Annotated in this window: 18 protein-coding genes and 1 pseudogene; 3 read left to right on the top strand and 16 right to left on the bottom strand. The window is 51.0% G+C overall.

The features are described from left to right. Positions 1–240 precede the first annotated feature (240 nt). From AQR02_RS05200 to AQR02_RS05180, 5 genes are all read right to left on the bottom strand, one after another. On the bottom strand, positions 241–492 hold the full coding sequence (locus AQR02_RS05200) for an aspartyl-phosphate phosphatase Spo0E family protein (protein WP_054939668.1): 252 nt from the start codon (positions 490–492) through the stop codon (positions 241–243). 189 nt (positions 493–681) lie between these two features. After that, positions 682–1,902 (bottom strand): aminotransferase class I/II-fold pyridoxal phosphate-dependent enzyme, encoded by a 1,221-nt coding sequence (locus AQR02_RS05195; protein ID WP_054939667.1) that lies wholly within the window; start codon positions 1,900–1,902, stop codon positions 682–684. Positions 1,903–1,915: 13 nt separating this feature from the next. Further along, positions 1,916–2,416, bottom strand: coding sequence for an Lrp/AsnC family transcriptional regulator (locus AQR02_RS05190; protein ID WP_054941998.1), 501 nt, complete (start codon positions 2,414–2,416; stop codon positions 1,916–1,918). A gap of 248 nt (positions 2,417–2,664) precedes the next feature. After that, positions 2,665–3,057, bottom strand: coding sequence for a spore coat protein (locus AQR02_RS05185; protein ID WP_054939666.1), 393 nt, complete (start codon positions 3,055–3,057; stop codon positions 2,665–2,667). Positions 3,058–3,104: 47 nt separating this feature from the next. Further along, positions 3,105–3,341, bottom strand: a complete 237-nt coding sequence (locus AQR02_RS05180) for a hypothetical protein (RefSeq protein WP_054939665.1) — start codon at positions 3,339–3,341, stop codon at positions 3,105–3,107. Positions 3,342–3,517: 176 nt separating this feature from the next. On the opposite strand from AQR02_RS05180, the gene AQR02_RS05175 reads away from it, so the two are divergent. Next, entirely contained in the window at positions 3,518–4,756 is a 1,239-nt protein-coding gene (locus tag AQR02_RS05175) for an NAD(P)/FAD-dependent oxidoreductase (protein ID WP_054941997.1), read from the top strand. An 81-nt stretch (positions 4,757–4,837) separates the two neighbouring features. Here the strand turns inward: AQR02_RS05175 and AQR02_RS05170 are convergent, their stop codons facing one another. The 8 genes from AQR02_RS05170 to AQR02_RS05135 form a co-directional block, all read right to left on the bottom strand. Beyond that, the gene (locus AQR02_RS05170) at positions 4,838–6,391 is read right to left on the bottom strand and encodes a flavocytochrome c (RefSeq protein ID WP_054939664.1); all 1,554 of its coding nucleotides are present in this window, start codon (positions 6,389–6,391) and stop codon (positions 4,838–4,840) included. Between the two features lie 490 nt (positions 6,392–6,881). Beyond that, positions 6,882–7,613 carry a response regulator gene (locus tag AQR02_RS05160; RefSeq protein WP_054939662.1) on the bottom strand — a complete coding sequence of 244 codons (732 nt, stop codon included), beginning with the start codon at positions 7,611–7,613 and terminating at the stop codon, positions 6,882–6,884. Continuing rightward, positions 7,610–9,199 carry a DcuS/MalK family sensor histidine kinase gene (gene dcuS, locus AQR02_RS05155; protein WP_245237137.1) on the bottom strand — a complete coding sequence of 530 codons (1,590 nt, stop codon included), beginning with the start codon at positions 9,197–9,199 and terminating at the stop codon, positions 7,610–7,612. The genes AQR02_RS05160 and dcuS overlap by 4 nt, the downstream gene beginning before the upstream one ends. Before the next feature lie 50 nt (positions 9,200–9,249). Further along, positions 9,250–9,999 carry an MFS transporter gene (locus AQR02_RS35460; protein ID WP_425339960.1) on the bottom strand — a complete coding sequence of 250 codons (750 nt, stop codon included), beginning with the start codon at positions 9,997–9,999 and terminating at the stop codon, positions 9,250–9,252. Beyond that, positions 9,900–10,460: an MFS transporter gene (locus AQR02_RS35455; RefSeq protein ID WP_425339959.1), complete on the bottom strand. Its 561-nt coding sequence runs from the start codon at positions 10,458–10,460 to the stop codon at positions 9,900–9,902. The genes AQR02_RS35460 and AQR02_RS35455 overlap by 100 nt, the downstream gene beginning before the upstream one ends. 73 nt (positions 10,461–10,533) lie before the next feature. Then, on the bottom strand, positions 10,534–11,082 hold the full coding sequence (locus AQR02_RS05145) for a hypothetical protein (RefSeq protein WP_054939661.1): 549 nt from the start codon (positions 11,080–11,082) through the stop codon (positions 10,534–10,536). A 132-nt stretch (positions 11,083–11,214) separates the two neighbouring features. After that, the gene (locus tag AQR02_RS05140) at positions 11,215–11,634 is read right to left on the bottom strand and encodes a DUF350 domain-containing protein (RefSeq protein WP_054939660.1); all 420 of its coding nucleotides are present in this window, start codon (positions 11,632–11,634) and stop codon (positions 11,215–11,217) included. 29 nt (positions 11,635–11,663) lie between these two features. After that, complete coding sequence (locus AQR02_RS05135) at positions 11,664–14,030, bottom strand: endonuclease MutS2 (protein ID WP_054939659.1); 2,367 nt, start codon at positions 14,028–14,030, stop codon at positions 11,664–11,666. A gap of 141 nt (positions 14,031–14,171) precedes the next feature. Here AQR02_RS05135 and AQR02_RS05130 point away from each other — a divergent pair, with 141 nt between their 5' ends. Then, a complete protein-coding gene (locus tag AQR02_RS05130; protein WP_054939658.1) occupies positions 14,172–14,519 on the top strand; it encodes a phage holin family protein in 348 nt (115 codons plus the stop codon). An 83-nt stretch (positions 14,520–14,602) separates the two neighbouring features. Here the strand turns inward: AQR02_RS05130 and AQR02_RS05125 are convergent, their stop codons facing one another. Then, positions 14,603–15,727: a GGDEF domain-containing protein gene (locus tag AQR02_RS05125; protein ID WP_054939657.1), complete on the bottom strand. Its 1,125-nt coding sequence runs from the start codon at positions 15,725–15,727 to the stop codon at positions 14,603–14,605. 224 nt (positions 15,728–15,951) lie between these two features. Between AQR02_RS05125 and AQR02_RS05120 the strand changes: the two genes are divergently transcribed. Further along, entirely contained in the window at positions 15,952–16,335 is a 384-nt protein-coding gene (locus tag AQR02_RS05120) for a cupredoxin domain-containing protein (RefSeq protein WP_054939656.1), read from the top strand. Positions 16,336–16,423: 88 nt separating this feature from the next. Here the strand turns inward: AQR02_RS05120 and AQR02_RS05115 are convergent, their stop codons facing one another. Together AQR02_RS05115 and AQR02_RS33585 are read right to left on the bottom strand one after the other, a co-directional pair. Beyond that, positions 16,424–17,617 carry a sugar ABC transporter permease gene (locus AQR02_RS05115; RefSeq protein WP_054939655.1) on the bottom strand — a complete coding sequence of 398 codons (1,194 nt, stop codon included), beginning with the start codon at positions 17,615–17,617 and terminating at the stop codon, positions 16,424–16,426. 2 nt (positions 17,618–17,619) lie between these two features. Further along, a pseudogene (locus AQR02_RS33585) lies at positions 17,620–17,883 on the bottom strand (D-xylose ABC transporter ATP-binding protein); the annotation flags it as partial.

The following is a 17,883-nucleotide window of genomic DNA, read 5'->3' as shown; positions in this document are numbered from 1 at the left end:
TTTTGACGACGCGGCAGGATTCACTTGATGTTGCGGCCTGGGTTGTTGCTCGCCCGGTCTCTGACCGGTACTTTTGTCGATGCGCTTTTACACACAGATTTCCCCATGCGCAAGCATCCTAGCTACAAGAGTGGCTTGGCCCCTCTCTTGGTTGGACTTGCACCAACTAGATAATGCGTGCCTCTGGGCACGCCAGCACAAAAAAAGGGCCCTGGGGCCCTTCGTCAAAAATATTCACAGCTAGAGGCTGCGGTATGATTCCTTCATATATTCATTGATTTTGAGATCCAGCAGACAGCTGATTTCGATCACATGCTGCGAAGTGAAGGATTGCTCCTGCATGAAGAGCTGCTCCATCCTGCTGCGGAGGATCAGAATCTCATGTTCAAGAGACAGCTTGCGCGCAGCAGTATCAGTGTCCGAGGAGCGTTGTCCGCTTCCCGGATAACAATCCCCGCTGTAGGAAGGCAAGTAATAATCGCCGATGAGCACTGGTCATCCCTCCTAATGGATTATTGCTAATTGCCCAGGAGCATAAGGAGTCTCCCTTTTTGCGCAATCGCCTGGTTACCAGAATAAGAGTTCCATGTAATAAATACAGGTGTTTCTTGTTCTTAAAGTAAAATAATACCATAAAGCAGAGATATCCGCTATAGCCCGATTTACTTCCTCTTAACCTTCTTATTCCGTCCGTTCCCGTTCCAGCTGTGAGACAAAAGCACCTATCCGCTCGATGGCTTCATTCAGCTGGGAGACTGAGGTTGCGTAGGAACAGCGCAGATAGCCTTCTCCTCCTAAGCCGAATACGCTGCCCGGCACAGCGGCAACTTTGTACTCCAGCAGCAGCCGCTGGGCAAATTGATCGGAGGTAAGCCCGGTCCGCTGAACGCTCGGAAAAGCGTAAAACGCGCCCTGCGGTTCATGACAGTCCAATCCGGCATCACGCAGGCCTTTGACGATCAAACGGCGCCGCTGGTTGTACGAATCGGTCATCCGGTCCTTTTCCTCCATGCCGTTGGTCAGAGCCTCCAAGGCGGCAACCTGGCCCATGGAAGGGGCGCACATGACGGTGTACTGGTGGATCTTCAGCATGGCGGAGATCAGGTCGGGATGGCCGCAGGCATATCCCATCCGCCATCCGGTCATGGCAAAGGCCTTGGAGAATCCGCTAACCAGAATCGTCCGGTCCAACATGCCCGGAAGCGAAGGGAAGCTTACATGGTTGCTTCCATAGGTCAGCTCAGCGTAAATTTCATCTGAAATCACGATAAGATCATGCTTCTCCACGACCTTGGCAATCGGCTCCCAATCCTCCCGGCTCATAATCGCTCCTGTCGGATTGCTTGGATAGCAGAGTATCAGAATCTTAGAACGCGGCGTAATCTTCGCTTCAAGCGCTTCAGCCGTCAATTTGAAGTGATTCTCGCCAAAGGTTTCAATCCCGACCGGTATTCCGCCGCCGATGGCGGTAATCGGAGAATAAGAAATATAACAGGGCTCGGGGATCAGAATTTCATCACCCGGCGAGATTAAGGCGCGGAGTGCCAGATCGATCGCTTCACTGCCGCCAACCGTCGCAATAATTTGATTTGCGGGATTATACTCTACTGCAAACCGTGAATGCAGATAATTCGCAATGCCTTCGCGCAGCTCCGGCATCCCCGCATTGGAGGTATAGCCGGTAAAGCCTCTTTCCAGCGAATAGACACAAGCTTCCCTTACATGCCATGGCGTCTTGAAGTCCGGTTCGCCGACACCCAATGAGATGATGTCTTTACTCCCTGCCGCCAGATCAAAAAACTTGCGGATACCCGACGGCTGGATCTGCTGAACCAGCGGTGCCAGATACGAATTCATGGATTTGCCTGATTCTCCGGTTTGCTTCTGGTTATTCGTGATCATATGATTACTTCCTTTACGGAGATATCAGCAGACGATTGTCCTCTTCATGCTCTTCAAAGATGATACCGTCCTGTTTGTATTTTTTGAGCGTAAAGTTGGTTTTGGTCGAGAGTACAGAATCAATCGGGGAGAGCTTCTCAGACACAAAATTAGCGACCTCACGGAGATTGCGTCCTTCCACTTCCACCAGCAGATCATAAGCCCCTGACATTAAATAGACCGATTTCACCTGCGGATACAGGTAGATCCGTTCGGCAATGCCTTCAAAGCCGCGGCCGCGCTCCGGTGTAATCTGCACCTCGATCAGTGCGGTTACCCGCTCATCGTCCACCTTATCCCAGTTCACAACAGTAGCATATTTTACAATAACGTGGTCCTTCTCCATTTGCGCAATAACGGTTTTAATATCTTCTTCTTCCGCTCCAAGCAGGGTCGCCATCAGCGCCGTAGAGCTTCGGGCGTCCTCCTTGAGCAGTTCCAGCACTTTCCGCTTTAATTCGTCCATTTCCTTCATGCCTTCCCCCCGCATAGTTCGCGTTACCCGCCTTTCTGAATCAGCGCGGCAATAGCGAAAAGAGTTTAATACTAATATGACATGAAACGGTCCGCTCTGCAAACAAAATAACCCCGCCGGGGCGGGGTCATCACTTCAATAACCTAATGCACCATCTGCCTGAACTCTTTCGGCGGAGAGAAATGATACATCATCCTTTTAACCAGCGAAGCATTTCCTTGTTGTGCTTCACCTCAAGAGGAGAGGGGTTACATATAGTATGGGTTTTGGCTATGCACATTTGGCTGGTGCACCGGTACATTCGCCGCCTGAGTGTAACTTCCGGCCCCGCCTGTCTTCTGCTGCACGAATTGCTGGCATTTGTGCTGCGTTTGCTGTGCGCTTTGGATCTGCTTGTCCACAGCTTGGCGAAGGGCTTTGTCTGGTGCTTGATAAAATCCCATCTGTGACATCTGGTTGTACAGGTCCCCTTGAATACGCAGTGTATCCATGGTCAAGTCATTGAAGACCCGGCGCACGGTTTGACAATTCGATTCGGTAGCCGCTGTCGTATATTCGCGTACTGTCCGTTTCAGGTCATCCAGAATCATAGTCAGCAGGTCCTCATCCGCCATAAATTGCGCTCCATTTTGTGCGTACACTTAATATCCTCCTTGAAATAATATTTAGATTTCATACTTAAAAGCACTTATTGCTGGGGTTGTGATGGAGCATATTGCTGGTGCTGCTGCAGAAGCTGAATGAGCATTCCCATATGATGGGTATGACTCTGGATTTGCTGATTGCAAATCTGGTTAACCGTAGAGTTCTGAGTGCTGCCGGCGGTTGCTGCCAGCTGCTTGATCAGCAGATCCTCATTAGAGATGGAGTCCGCAATATATTCCAGTTCTTTCCCGCTAAGTGCCTGCATTTGCGTAGATTGCATATTCTTATGTCCCTCCTTCTAAATATTCAAGCCGTATTAGTATGCTGCGCATGGAGGTTAAATATGTGCCATAATGCACAACCGACTACCCGTAAAGAACACACATAATGATGAATGAGGGCCTGTACAGCGACCAATACTACCTTATCGGAATCTCATTAAGGGGAGATCAGCAGATGAAATTAATCAGCGGGCAGACGCCCTGGGAGAGAACTTTGCCAAATTTCCCTGTATATCCTGTGCTCGATGGGGATATCACATGCGATTGTCTAATCGTTGGCGGAGGTATGGGAGGGGCTATGGCTTCATACCGCTTGTCCTTAAGCGGAGCCAACACCGTATTGATTGATAAAAGGGCAGTAGGGCACGGCAGCACGCATGCCAATACTGGCTTACTGCAGGTTGCAAACGACAAATCACTCACCTCATGCATGAACACTTTTGGAGCAGCGGAAGGCTTATTGTTCTATAAGTTATGCCGTGAAGCTGTTGAGAAAATTCTGGAGCTGCCGGGACAACTGGATATCGAAACGCATATTATCCCCAGAAGCAGCCTGTTATATGCCAGTTTCCCGGAGGATGTAGCTGAGCTGCGGTTGGAGTATGAAAACCTGGCAGCACATGGGTTTGACGCGGAATTCTGGGAGGAAGACAAGATCCGGACTCATTACTCTTTCTCAAAATCTGCGGCACTATATTCCAAAGGCGATGCAGAAACCAATCCATTCCGGATGCTTCACAGTCTGATTCATAAGTCACATACAAATGGTGTCCGTGTATACGAACATACAAAGGCCCGCCATTTTGAGTTTGGCGCAAATGGGGTCACCTGCTTCACTGAGCATGGCCGTATTTTCGCCAAATCCATTATTTTTGCCATGGGTTATGAAACTCAGGAAATGAAAAAGGACCGGGGGGCCGAGCTGATTAATACTTATGCAATCATGACCCGGCCTCTGAAGAACCTCCCAAAGTGGCATGAACAAAGCTTAATCTGGGAAACAGCCCGGCCTTATTTGTATTTCCGTACAACCAATGACGGACGTATTATTGCAGGAGGCAAGGATGAACAGCTCACAGGTCCCTTGCAGAGGGAAAACAGAGTACTGTCGCAGAGCCAGAGGCTGCTGGAGGAGCTGGAGGCGCTTTTCCCGGAGATAAAAGGAGTGGAAGCGGAGTTTTCATGGGGCGGTGTATTCGGAACCTCCCGTGACGGACTGCCTTTCATTGGTCCTCACCCCAAGTATCCCCATTGTTACTTCATCGAAGGATATGGGGGCAACGGAACAGTCTACAGCATGATTGCCGCTGAACTGCTCACCGATACCCTTGCCGGCAAATACCGGCCCGAGCTTGAGCTGTTCTCTCTGACACGGACCACCAAGCCGTCCCCTGCTCCTGCAGCTCAGACCTAAAACACCAAGCGCCCGGACTCATAGAGCCCAGGCGCTTGGTGTTTGACGATTTGCCAGTTAATACGCGGCAGATCTCGGATCTTATTTTGTTTTTACGAATTCGGCAGATTTAATTCCTGCCTGGCGGCCAAAGATAATGATCTCGGCAACAGAGTTGCCGCCGATCCGGTTCGTACCATGCAGCCCGCCCGTTACTTCACCTGCTGCAAACAGGCCAGTAATCGGATTTCCGTCTTTGTCCAGAACTTCTGTATTGGTGTTGATCTTAACACCGCCCATAGTGTAGTGAACTCCCGGGCCGATTTTGATAGCATAGTACGGACCTGCGGATAGGTCGTTATCCATGCCTGTTGTTCTGCCGAATTCGGCATCCTGTTTATTTTTCACTGCGCTGTTCCAGGTATCCAGTGTAGCTTGCAGTTTATCTGCCGGAACATTCATCGCTTCAGCTAATGCCTGTGGCGTATCCCCTTGGATCACAAAGCCCATTTTCTCATATTGCCCGATCGCTTTAACGCGGGATTTAACACCAGAATCAAATACAAGATAAGCCGATTTTTCAGCAAGGTTATTGATTGCCGCTGTCACTTTATCACGTGTGTTCAATTCATTCGTGAACCGTGTTCCTTCACTTGAAACAAGAATAGCTCCTTCGCCGCGTACCGCTTCCCCGATGAGATAGGATTTCTCCTGCTGCACGGTAGGATGAACCTGGATCTGATCCATATCCACCGTCGTACCGCCAACCTTCTCAATCATCTTAATGCCGTCACCCGTGCTGCCAATCTGGTTGGTAGTCACGTATCCTTCAAGATCGGGTCTGACTTCAGTGATCATATCTGTGTTGGCACCGAAACCGCCGGTAGTGACAATGACTGCTGCTGCAGTAATCGTTTTCTCGTCAGCCTGGTTAAACAGGACCTTGACGCCGTTTACCTTGCCGTCCTGCTGAGTAATTTCCTTCACATCAGCATTTACAAACAAAGAAATGCCTTGCTCCTGAACATTTTGTACCAGACCTTTAACCAGGTATTGGCCTACTGCTGAGCCATCCTCAGGACGATGTGTACGTTTTTCGTTCATACCGCCGGTAATCGTAATATTGTTCAAACGGATTCCGATAGAATCCAGCCAGTCAATCGCACTTGCAGAATTATCAACGAAGAAACGGAGCATTTCTTTGTCGTTGGTATCGTGACCGCCTTTTAGAGACTCTTCATAGAAAAGATCATTGCTGTCTTCAATTCCCTGCTCTTTCTGGAATTTCGTTTCCGAAGCGTTCATTCCCGAAGAGGATTTCGTTGTATTGCCGCCGGCAACCGGCATTTTTTCAAAGATAACCGGATTCAAGCCCTTTGCCTTTGCTTCAAGCGCTGCAGACATGCCTGCCCCGCCTGCACCGACGATGATGATATCATAATTATCTTTTAATTGATCAAGCGGTGTATAGCTGGCTTCGGATGCCCCCGAAACGGCTTCTGTTTCTTTTGGCGCGTTAGTTGCGGTTGCCGCGCTGTTCTTGCTCTTGCTCTCACCTGCGCTATTACTGGTATTGCTGCTGTTGTTACCGCATCCCGCGATAATAAGTATAACGGAGAGAACGAGAAGAAGAGCGGCTGCTGTTTTCTTTTTCATGTGTAAACCCTGCCCCCTTGTGCATATTTTCACAATTATCATAGCGGCAAAGCCCCTCTCCTTGGAAGCTTACGTAACTAAAGAAAACGTTTAGTAACTAAAGTAACCAGCCAAAGCGGGACAGCATGTGGCCGGTGCGGGACAGAACTAGAGGAATTTTCACCTTTGCATCTAGCCTTTAGCCCGTACGTGGCAGAATCAGAGGTGTTTTTCCCGCTGATTCCAGCCTTTAGCCCGTACGTGGCAGAATCAGAGGTATTTTTCCCGCTGATTCCAGCTCTTAGCCCGTACGTGGCAGAATCAACGGGACTTTTCCCTTTGATTCCAGCCTTTAGCCCGTACGTGGCAGAATCAGAGGTATTTTTCCCGCTGATTCCAGCCTTTAGCCCGTACGGGACGGAATCAACGGGACCTTTCCCTTTGATTCCGTCCCGTACCACCCGCGCACACACAAAGTGAATCAGAAATATAAAAAAGGCCCGAAGGCCCCTTAACGGCTGCTGCCGCTGATATATTTCGTAATGATGTCATGCCCGACTGGAGTAACCGTGTACATATACACAGGTCTCCCCACAGCGCCATAGCTGATCTCCATGTCGAGTACTCCAGCGTCTTTAAGGAACGCCAGATATTTGCGGACAGAAATCCGCGAAATCGGAGCATCCTCCGTAATATCCTCCGTAGAGAATGTAGGCCTCTGCAGTTGCTGTATGGTGTTCCAGATACTTTCCAGTGTTCCTTCAGACAGCCCCTTAGGCAGCGCTGCCGGTTTGTCCTCTTCTGTTCCCAGGGGATGCCTCAGCAGCTTATCCAGCTGCTGCTGGCTGAGCGGCTCCTGCTGCTTCAGCAAAGTATAATCCTCCCGGTAGGCAGACAGCGCAGCCTGAAACCGGGCGAACTCGAATGGCTTAATTAAATAATCTACGGCTCCGAGCTGCAGCGCCTTGCGGATGCTGGCCTTGTCGCTGGCAGCGGAGATGACGATAATATCGACCATACTGCCCTTCTCGCGGAGAGTGGACAGCAGCTGCAATCCGCTGGTTCGGGGCATATATATATCCAGCAGGACAAGGTCAATTGCCTGTGCTGCAAGCATCTCCACCGCTGCCTCACCCGTAGAGGCCCACCCTGCGAATTCAAAACCCTCCACCTGCTCCAGATAGTGGCGGTTGAATTTGGCGACCATCGGATCATCCTCGACAATCAGTACCTTAATGTTCATACATTCTCCTCACCCTTAACAGCATATGGCACTATCGCGATGAAGGTAGTCCCCGTTTCCTTACCGCAAATGAGCTGAAGGCGTCCCTCCAGTTTCTCCACACTTTTACGGACCAGGTACAGTCCGATCCCCCGCTGTTCTCCCTTAGTCGAAAACCCTTGTTCAAAGATTTGCTTCTGCAGCAGCTCGGGAATTCCCGGACCGCTGTCCTCCACCGTGCAGCACAAACGTCCGTGCTCATAATGAAAAGCAAGCTCAATTTCCTTAACCTCCTGCCCTTCCAACGCTTCCATTGCGTTGTCAAGCAGGTTGCCGGCGATAGTGATCAGCTCATGGATCGTTTGCGGCTCAGCAGCTTCCGGCAGATAGCTGTCCTCTGCCAGCAGCAGATCTATCCCCGCTTCCCTTGCCCGGCTGAGCTTCCCCAGCAGAAATCCGGCCATCACAGGGTCCTTGATCATGCGGGTGATGGACCCGATTTCGTTCTGATGGTTGCTGACTGTCCCCGAAATATACTGCTGCAGCTCATCATACAGCCCCATATGCGTCATTCCCATAATGACGTGCAGCTTGTTCATGAACTCATGCGCGCCTGCCCGCAGCGCATCTGCATAGACCGAAATGCCGGACAGCCGCTCCGCCAGGACAGCTAGCTCAGTTTTGTCACGGAACGTGGCAATCGCCCCGGCAATGGCCCCGTTAACCCGGATCGGCACACTGCTAACGAGCAGGGTGATGCCGTTCAGCTCCAGCTCCTGGTCCTGTTTCGGTTCACCGGTTGCAAGTACCTGCTCCAGCCCCAGCTCCGGCCAATAGTCAGCTATATTGCGGGTCATACCATTACCCTTAATGCCGGCTGTGTTTAGAAGCCGCTCTGCTTCCAAGTTGACCATTGTGATCGTAGCTTCATGGTCTACTGCTATAATCCCCTCACGTGTGGATTGCAGCATAGCACTGCGCTCCTGCAGGAGCTTGGATATATCCGCAGGCTCCATGCCGAAGATCATCCGCTTTATCCTCAGGCCGAGAACGATTGCCCCACCGGCTCCAAGCAGTGCACCAGACAGCAGAATTGCGATAAGCGTCCATTCATTCTGCCTCACCAGACGTTGGACCTTTTCCATGGAAAGGCCTACCACAACTACTCCCACCTGATGTCCCTGGCCCGTATACACGGGAACAAAGGCACGCAGAGACTTACCCAGCATGCCTTCGCCTTCGGAGATGCTCTCTTCTCCGCGGAGTGCAGCCTGCTGCCCTCCCCCGGCAAAAGACTTACCGATCATCGAGGGATCGGGATGGGAATAGCGGACGCTGTTCATATCAATTACAACTACAAACATAATATCATTGCGGCGGGTGATTTTGGAGGTATAGGCCTGGATCTCCTTGCTGTGCCCTTCACTTAAGCCCTCTGATACCAGCGGCATAAGGGCAATTGTGCGGGCAATCGCATTTGCCTTATCCTCCAGCGCATGACGGGTTTGCGGAATAATCTGATTGCTAAATATAAAATAAAGCACCAGCAGGACCAGCAGCACTACAGCCGAACCCATAAATGCTACCTGAGTCCTTAATCCAATCAACTTTTTTTAGCCATGAATACAAAAATCCTCTCCAGCTTGTCTTACATCAATTATTGCATATTGCCGGCACGGCTGCGATGAAGCTTGCGGCGGAGAACGATCCAGCTGCCTAAAGGCGCTGCCCCCAATACAAGCAGCAGTACAATAATCGCCAGCTGGGAGCTGTTAACGGACAAGACCCCGATAAATGCAAACATCCCCAGCAGCCGCCCGCTCATCAGGCTTAGCTCGCGCAGCACTACTAATTCGACCCGCTTACTAACACTCTCCGCCGATTCACCCATCAGATCGAAGCTGATGGAAGTCATCGGCAGCATATATAACGGCATGAACAGTGCGGTTCCGATTCCCATCACCAGCAATGTCCCATAGCTTACCTTCCAGACAAGCGGCACGATAACAGCCAGCAGCAAAATCCCCCCGGCCAGCATACCCGCAGATCGGTAGCGGGGCTTGAACCATTTGCCTGCCGCGAAATAACTGATGAGCGACACCGCTGATGTAATCAGCGCAAATTGTCCCAGCTTGCTCTCTGTCTGCGCCGCGATGTAGACCAGAAGATCAATCAGAAAAGCAAAGACTCCCCCTCTTAAGCCTTGAAAGAACAGTGCAGCCGCGACAGGCCGCCAGCGGCTGCCGGAACGCCGCAGCTCCCTCCACGGCTCCAGCCACAGATATTCACCTTCACTTTTGCGTTTCTTCAGAAAAAGCTCAGGACCGCCGCGACTGTGTAAATGCCCAGAGAGAGCATAAACACGATCCTGTACCCGCGCTCCCCCTGCAGCCTGGAGATCATCCACCCGGAGAGAAACGGGCCTATGATCCCGGCGAGTGAACCCAGCAGTCCGATCCAGCCATTAAAAAAATCCCGGTTATCCGCCTCCGTAATTTCAAAATAGATAATGTTATAGGCGAGCCAAAATACGCCGATGGATAATCCGAGGGTCAGGCCTAACGGCCAAATATAACTGGAGGCCCTCCCACCGAGCCATAGCACCAGCAAATAAAAAAAGCCCGAAACGGCGATTCCCAGCCGCAGGGCATTCATTTTATTATGTTCCTTCACCCACTTGCCGGCCAGCCAGAAGCTAAGGCCCACCGCCACCTGCTGGCTGAGCGCAAACCAGCCGATCATGACGTAATCTTGACGGCTTTTCCACAAGTATACATTTAAAAAAGTACCTGCCAGTGCACTGGCCAGCAAATACAACCCATTAACCGCCAGCAGTAATACCGCCTGACTTTGTGGTGCTCTCTTCAATTAGGGCGCCCTCCTTGCCTTCTGAACAATCCTGCTTATCGTTCCCGGAAGGAGGGCGAATTATGAACAGTGCCTATTTATTAGAGTTGCTCAGATTGCGCACAAATCCCGCCCGGTCTTCCTGCGCCAGACTCTGCTGAACATGGAAGCATGAAGGGCATACATACAGATTCAGCGAAAATGGCGCCTTCAACACAGGTCCACCCAGTGCCTCAGGAGAAGACGGCTCAAAGCTGGTTACCTTTTGTGTACCGGACAATACCAAGAGTTCATGGCACTGCGGACATTCCGGCGCCTCGAGCTGCGCAGCCAGGATTGCCGCTACGCTCTGTTCATACTGCTTCAGATCATAGTCGTCTCCAAACTGGTCAAGGGTGTTGAAGATCGGCACTACGCTTTCTTTGTCATCGTCGTCCCACAGGTTATCATCACTGATTTCATCCTCTTCGGAGACTTCCGGTACATCTTCTTCCAGCTCTTCATCCTCAAGATCATCTACGCCTACCGTGATAGTACGGTATCCGCTAAGCTCATTGTTGCAGTGGGGGCAGGTATCCTCAGGCCCAAATTCCTCGTCCCATACAATTTCGGTATGGCACCAAGGGCATACAGTTGTTTCCATCTTCACGTTCTCCTTCTTACCTCACATTTAATAATCAGTTCACCACTAAATAAATAATTCCGGCCGCTATAAAAGCGACGGCGGAGAAAAATAGCACCCGGATCAGAATTTTCATCAGTTCCTACTCCTAAGTCAGTATATAGCGGCGCCGATCACATAGGACAGTGAAACCGAGATCAGCATCGCTGTAAGTCCCACCGCCCGGTTATCTGCTGCAATTTCATCATCAATTGAAAAGACGGGAGTCAGAAATTCGAACAGGAAATACGCAAGCAGCAGCAGTAAAAAACCGACAAGCGACCATTTCATTGTCTCGTATATGGAGGCTCCAGCCTGGATGCTGAAGCGCAGAATATTACAGATGCCGAATATTTTGCCGCCGGTTGCCATCGCTACCGCTAAATTCCCCTTACGAATTTCCTCCCAGCAGTTGTACTTGGTCACCATTTCGAAGAAGGACAGAAATATCACCAGGCCGAGAATGGCCACAGTGAAGTAGCCAAGCAGTGCACCCAGCGGATGATCCAGCAAAAGATCAATATTTCCTTGCATTGTTCCCCTCTTTCTGCCGGGCTCCGACGCTATTCCAGTTCAGCCACGGTTACACCCGCGCCGCCCTCGTTATAATTTCCTAGCCGGTAGCTTTTGACATGCTTATGTTTACGCAGATATTCCTGGATGCCGGTCCGCAGTACGCCGGTGCCTTTGCCATGGATAATCGAAATTTGTCCAAGATTGCCTAGGAACGCTTCATCGATGAAACGGTCCGTTTCCATAATCGCTTCTTCCAGGTTCGCACCGCGCAGGTCCAGCTCACTGCGGACATTCTCATCCCGTGTACGTTTGACGGTTGTTGCACGGCGGAGTGCAGGTGCCGGATTATCCGGTGCAGATGCCAAAAACTCCAGATCGCTTAGATTGACCTTCATCTTCATGATGCCGAACTGCACAAGCGCTTCCTTAGTCCCGCTCAGCTCAACCACATAGCCTTTCTGATTCACGCTTGGCAGCTTCACCTCATCGCCGGGCTGAATCTGCCGCGTGGCCTTGGTGCTGCTCCGGGATACGGGTTTCTTACGCGGCGCCGGTTCTGCTTCATCCAGACGCCGGCGGGCTTCAATCAGCTTGTGCTCCTTGACGGAAGCCCCTTCCTCCATGGCCAGACGGCGCAGACCGCTGATGATTTCCTCCGCTTCCATGCGAGCCTTGTCGAGAATTGCGGTGGCATCCTTCTCCGCTTTCTCCAGCCGCTTATCACGCTGGCTTTCCAGCTTCTCAAGCTCCTGCTGCTGGCGCTTGCGGAATTCCTCCGCTTCCCGGCGGATAACCTCTGCCCGCTCTCGCTCGTTCTCAGCGGTGAGCCGGTTCTCCTCGAGTGAAGCAATCATATGCTCGACGCGCAAGTCCTCTTCCTTCACTTCGCCGCGCGCGTGATCCAGAATCTCGTTGGGCAGTCCAAGCCGTTCAGCGATGGCAAAGGCATTGCTTCGTCCCGGCACGCCGATCAGCAGGCGGTAGGTCGGACTTAAGCTCTGCACATCAAATTCCATACTGGCATTAATGACGCCTTTACGTTCATACGCATATGCCTTCAGCTCACTATAGTGTGTCGTGGCGACCATCCGGCATTCGATCCGGTGAATATGCTCCAGGATGGCGATAGCCAGCGCCGACCCTTCAGCAGGGTCAGTTCCTGCACCTACCTCATCCAGCAGAATAAGACTTTTCGGAGTCATCCGCTTCAAGATAGAGATAATATTGGTCATGTGGCTGGAGAAGGTACTCAGACTCTGCTCGATACTCTGTTCATCCCCAATATCGGCATAAATGGCATCAAATACACACATCTGGCTGCCTTCCTCTGCCGGAATGAACAAACCGGACATCGACATCAGGCTCAGCAGCCCGATCGTCTTCAGCGTAACTGTCTTACCGCCGGTATTCGGACCGGTAACAATAATCGAGCTGTACTGATTGCCCAGCTCCACATCCAGCGGCACCACCTGCTCCGTAGGGATCAGCGGATGACGGCCCTTACGCAGCTTAAGGTAACCGCGGTCGTTCATCCGCGGCTGGGTTGCCTTCATCTCACGGGCCAGACGCGCCTTAGAGAAGATAAAGTCGAGCTGTCCGAGTATATCAACGTCGTAAGCCATCTCTTCGGCAATATCGCCAACCATAGCTGTCAGCCTGTGGAGAATAATCTCAATTTCCCGTTCCTCGCGCAGCCGGGTTTCGCGCAGCTTGTTGTTCATCGCCACAATCGATTCCGGCTCAATGAACAGCGTGGCCCCCGAACCGGACTGGTCATGCACAATTCCGCCAAAGTGAGCACGGTATTCCGCTTTGACCGGAATAACGAAGCGGTCACCCCGGATCGTCACAAGCTGATCCTGCAGCATCTTGGCTACGGAGGAAGACCGGATCATGGAATCCAGCTTCTCACGGATCCGCGTCTCTCCGCCGCGCAGCTCCCGGCGGATTGAAGCCAGCTCCGGACTGGCCGAATCGAGCACGTTAGCGTCCTCATCAATACATGAACGGATGGCATCCTCAACATGCTTCTGCTCCGAGAGCAGATCGCTCAATGCAAACAGGGAATGAATCTTCTCATCCTCATGCATGGCGGCCAGGAACCGCTTCACTCTGCGTGCTCCGCCGATTGTATTACCCACGGAGAGCAGCTCCGGCGTTCCCAGCATGCCGCCGATTGATGCACGTTTCAGTGCAGGACGAATATCGCTGACCCCGCCAAACGAAGGAATCCCCTTGAGCCGGTCAACATTTGCCGCTTCATCTGTGGCCTGCAGCAGCCGCTTCACGCCTTCAAAATCTCCGGAGGGCTTCAGTTCTTCCGCCGCAAGTTTTCCCATCGGGGTCTGCGTATATTGCATCAATTTATTTAAAATCTTGCGATATTCAAGCGTATGCAAAATTTTGTCGTCCAATTACCGTCACAGCTCCCTTCATAGATGTTTACATTATACCTAATTCAGCCCATTTTCGCTATTTGGGCATAGAAACAGGGGTTCAAGACCATAATAACAACTGCACATATCCTTATGTGAAGGCCAAAGGAGGCTCATTCAATGAGATTTTTAGGTCATGTGGTCCGTTTCGTGGTAGCAGCGATTGTCCTGCTCGTTGTCGGCTGGATTGTTCCGCAATTCACGATTGGCGGGTTCTGGAGCGCACTGATCCTGGCCCTGATCATTGCACTGCTTGGCTGGGTGATTGAAGGGATCTTCGGCAAAAAAGCGACTCCCTTCGGCCGCGGCATCGTTGGTTTCCTGGTCAGCGCCCTGGTCATCTGGATCGCACAATTCGTCGTGAGCGGTGTCAGCGTATCGATTCTGGGAGCCTTACTGGCTGCACTGGTCATCGGTATTATCGACCTGTTCCTGCCGGTATCTACCCCGTTTGAAGCCGGCAAATAATCTGAACCTGCTACAGCAGCGTCCAGACAATGAAACCCCCTATCTCCGGATTATATCGGAAATAGGGGGTTTGTTGTATCATTTTACGCGTAAGTCGCAACTGTGACCTTGCTGTGCACCAGGGAAGCCGTAACGACTCTATTTTTGCCGCCGCGTTTGGCTGTATACAGGGCATCATCCGTTTTGCGGAACAGCAGCTCCTTGCCGTCGCCCAGCTGATAATCACAGAGTCCGATGCTGACGGTAATCGGCTTACCTCCGGCGTACGGATGTTCCATCTGGCTGATGGCCAGCCTCATGTCTTCTGCAGCAGCGTATGCTTCCTGAAAGCTTTTGTCGGTGAAGATGACCGCGAACTCCTCCCCGCCATACCTGGCAGCAAAATCATTCAGGCCGATTTGTCCCGCAACCTTGGCTGCAACCTCTTTGAGCACAAGATCGCCCACCCAGTGTCCGTAAGTATCATTCACACGCTTGAAATTATCGATATCAAAAAGCGCCAGCTGCAGACGCAGCCCGTTGCTCTCACATTGCTCCAGCAGCGAATCCAGGTATTCATGAAAGGTTTTATGATTGTAGAGGCCGGTAAGGGCTTCTATTTTGAGCAGTTTATCCGAAATCGCCCGTTCCACCATGAGTCCCTGCTCTGATTTGGTCAACTGCTCGAGATGTTCACGAACCTCCCAGGCACGGACAATGACAGCCTGAGCCATCACTACGAAAACTATAAACACACATTCAACCAGAAGAAATTCGAGCAGCGGCTTGTCCAGCACTGTCCGTTCCAAACCGAAATAAAGGGCACCATAAAACAAGAGGCTGAACACGCCCAGGCATTTGAGCAGCTTCTGGTCGAAATAGATAAGCGAGATCATTATCGGCATCATCAGGGTCATCTGAGCCCCGTCCACAAATGGCTCCAGTACAAAATACATCAAATATGAGACAACAAAACCGCATCCGACCACAGCCTGCTTGTGGTATTGGTCGGTTGTGCGCAGCCACATTTCCGCGAGGCTCATAGCTATGACGATCAATAAGTTACAGGCAATAAATAAGTGGCCTTGGCCCGGGAGAAGCACCGACTTCACTTCAGGAATACGGGTGGACAGCATAAAGATGAACTGGACGGCCAGCATTAAAAACACCAGCATCCAATACCCGCTTAATATTCTGCGGTGCCAAATCTCCGCATTTTGTATATCCATTGCTAGATTAATGTGAATCCCCTACTTCTTACCGATATATAGTAGCTTTAATTATAATGAATTTAAATTATCTTTGCACCATTTTTTTGCGATTTTCGACAAACAACGACTTTCCTCCGCCGATGAAATCTTTTAATAAAGTTAATTCAAGACTTCACTTAAAAAGTAAGCTATGCTAGGGTCATAACTCTAGCCTATGTATCAAAATCCGGAGGAGGATCATCATGCTCAAAAGACCTGCCTTATTCCTGTCAATCTTATGTCTGCTCATCCTGTCTGCCTGCACCGGGGGCAATGAAACATCGACGGCTCCTGACGGAGCAGCTGAGAATACTGTCGCTGCAGAGGATGAACTCACCATTACGGCTACAAACTACAGCTTTGACCAGAAGGAATATCATCTGAAAAAAGGTGTGCCGGTCAAGATCGTGTTTAAGAATGAGGAAGGCAATCACGGCATTCTGATTCCTGAGCTGGAGCTGAGATTAGATGCCAAAACCTCCTCCCGGGTAATTATCCCTGAGGAAACCGGGACCTTTGAAATGACCTGTGCAATTATGTGCGGCTCCGGGCACAGCGCCATGAGCGCCAAGGTGATTGTGGAATAATGAGCATCCGTTCCAAAATACAGCAAAGAGCCGGCAAGGGGCAATCCCCTTACCGGCTCTTTACTTCGTCGTTATACAGCCGCAGCTGCTACTTTACACCCTTGCTGCGGTTGGAAATATCCAGCCATACTGCAATCACCAGAATCGAACCTTTGACCACATACTGCCAGAACGATTCCAGGCCCATAAGCGACATTCCGTTATCAAGCGAAGTCATCACGAGTGCCCCTATAATGGCTCCGATTACTGTCCCGGCTCCGCCCATCAATGAAGTTCCTCCGATGACGCAGGCGGCAATGGCATCCATCTCCGCCATGTTGCCGGCAGTGATGGTTGCCGAAGCCAGACGTGAGGTAAGCACGATGGCCGCAATGGAACCGAGCAGCCCGCTCAGCACAAATATCAGCATGGTCTTGCGCTTGATGTTGATGCCGGAGAGGCGCGCGGCCTCAATATTACCTCCAATCGCATAAATATGGCGGCCGAACGTTGTTTTGGTCGAGATAAAATAGAAAATCGCCGCCAGAACAATTACAAAAATAATAGGAAACGGAATGCCCTTGTAATTGTTCATCACCGCTACAAATACTGCTACAAGCAGGGAAAGGCCAGCCACCTTAACGATATCGATACTCAGAGGAGCAATGGCGAAATCATATTTCTTGCGGGAACGCCGTTTATTGAATGTACTCCACATCAGGAAGCCGACTGCCACAATTCCAAGAATGATGCCAAACCCCCGGGCAAAATAAGCATTCCCGAGCAGTGCTAGCACTGGATCGGATACAGGGATGGTCATGGATTCCGTCACACCCATAAGCACGCCGCGGAAAACCATCATCCCCCCCAGCGTAACGATGAAGGCGGGAATCATTTTATAGGCTACCAGCCAGCCCTGAAGCAATCCGAGTACGGCGCCGGCGGCAAGTGTGCCTAAGATGACCACAATGGCCGGAAGCTCCAGCCAGTTGCTGAGGATAGCGGCCATGCCGCCGGTCAAACCGACAATTGAACCGACAGAGAGATCAATATGCCCCGCTACAATGACCAGCACCATGCCGATTGCCAGGATGGAGGTGACTGACATTTGTGTAAACAGATTCGATAAATTCCGTGAAGTTAGAAATGTGGGATTTAAAATCCCGAACAGCACCCAAATCAGAATGAGCGCTCCTACCATCGTATAGGCACGTACATCCATTTTCCCGAACAAAATACTGAAACGGGATTGTGCCGCAGCAGGGACCGTACTATGTTCCTGAAGCTCTTTTTGCAGTTGCATAACTATTTACCTCCTGTAGCGGCGAGCATGATCTTCTCTTGCGTAGCTTCGCGCCAATCATATTCTCTTACAAACTGCCCTTCACTCATCACCAGAATTCTGTCGCTCATTCCCAGTACCTCCGGCAGCTCTGATGAGATCATAATAATAGCCACTCCCTGCTCTACCAGTTGATTCATTAAATTATATATTTCATATTTCGCTCCCACATCAATTCCGCGGGTAGGTTCGTCCATAATCAATATTTTCGGACTGGACATCAGCCA

Origin of the sequence: Paenibacillus ihuae (assembly GCF_001368795.1) — a bacterium.
In the GTDB taxonomy this organism is placed as follows: domain Bacteria; phylum Bacillota; class Bacilli; order Paenibacillales; family Paenibacillaceae; genus Paenibacillus_AQ; species Paenibacillus_AQ ihuae.
Note: the sequence above shows the minus strand (reverse complement) of the source record. Positions and strands in the feature narration are given on the sequence as shown.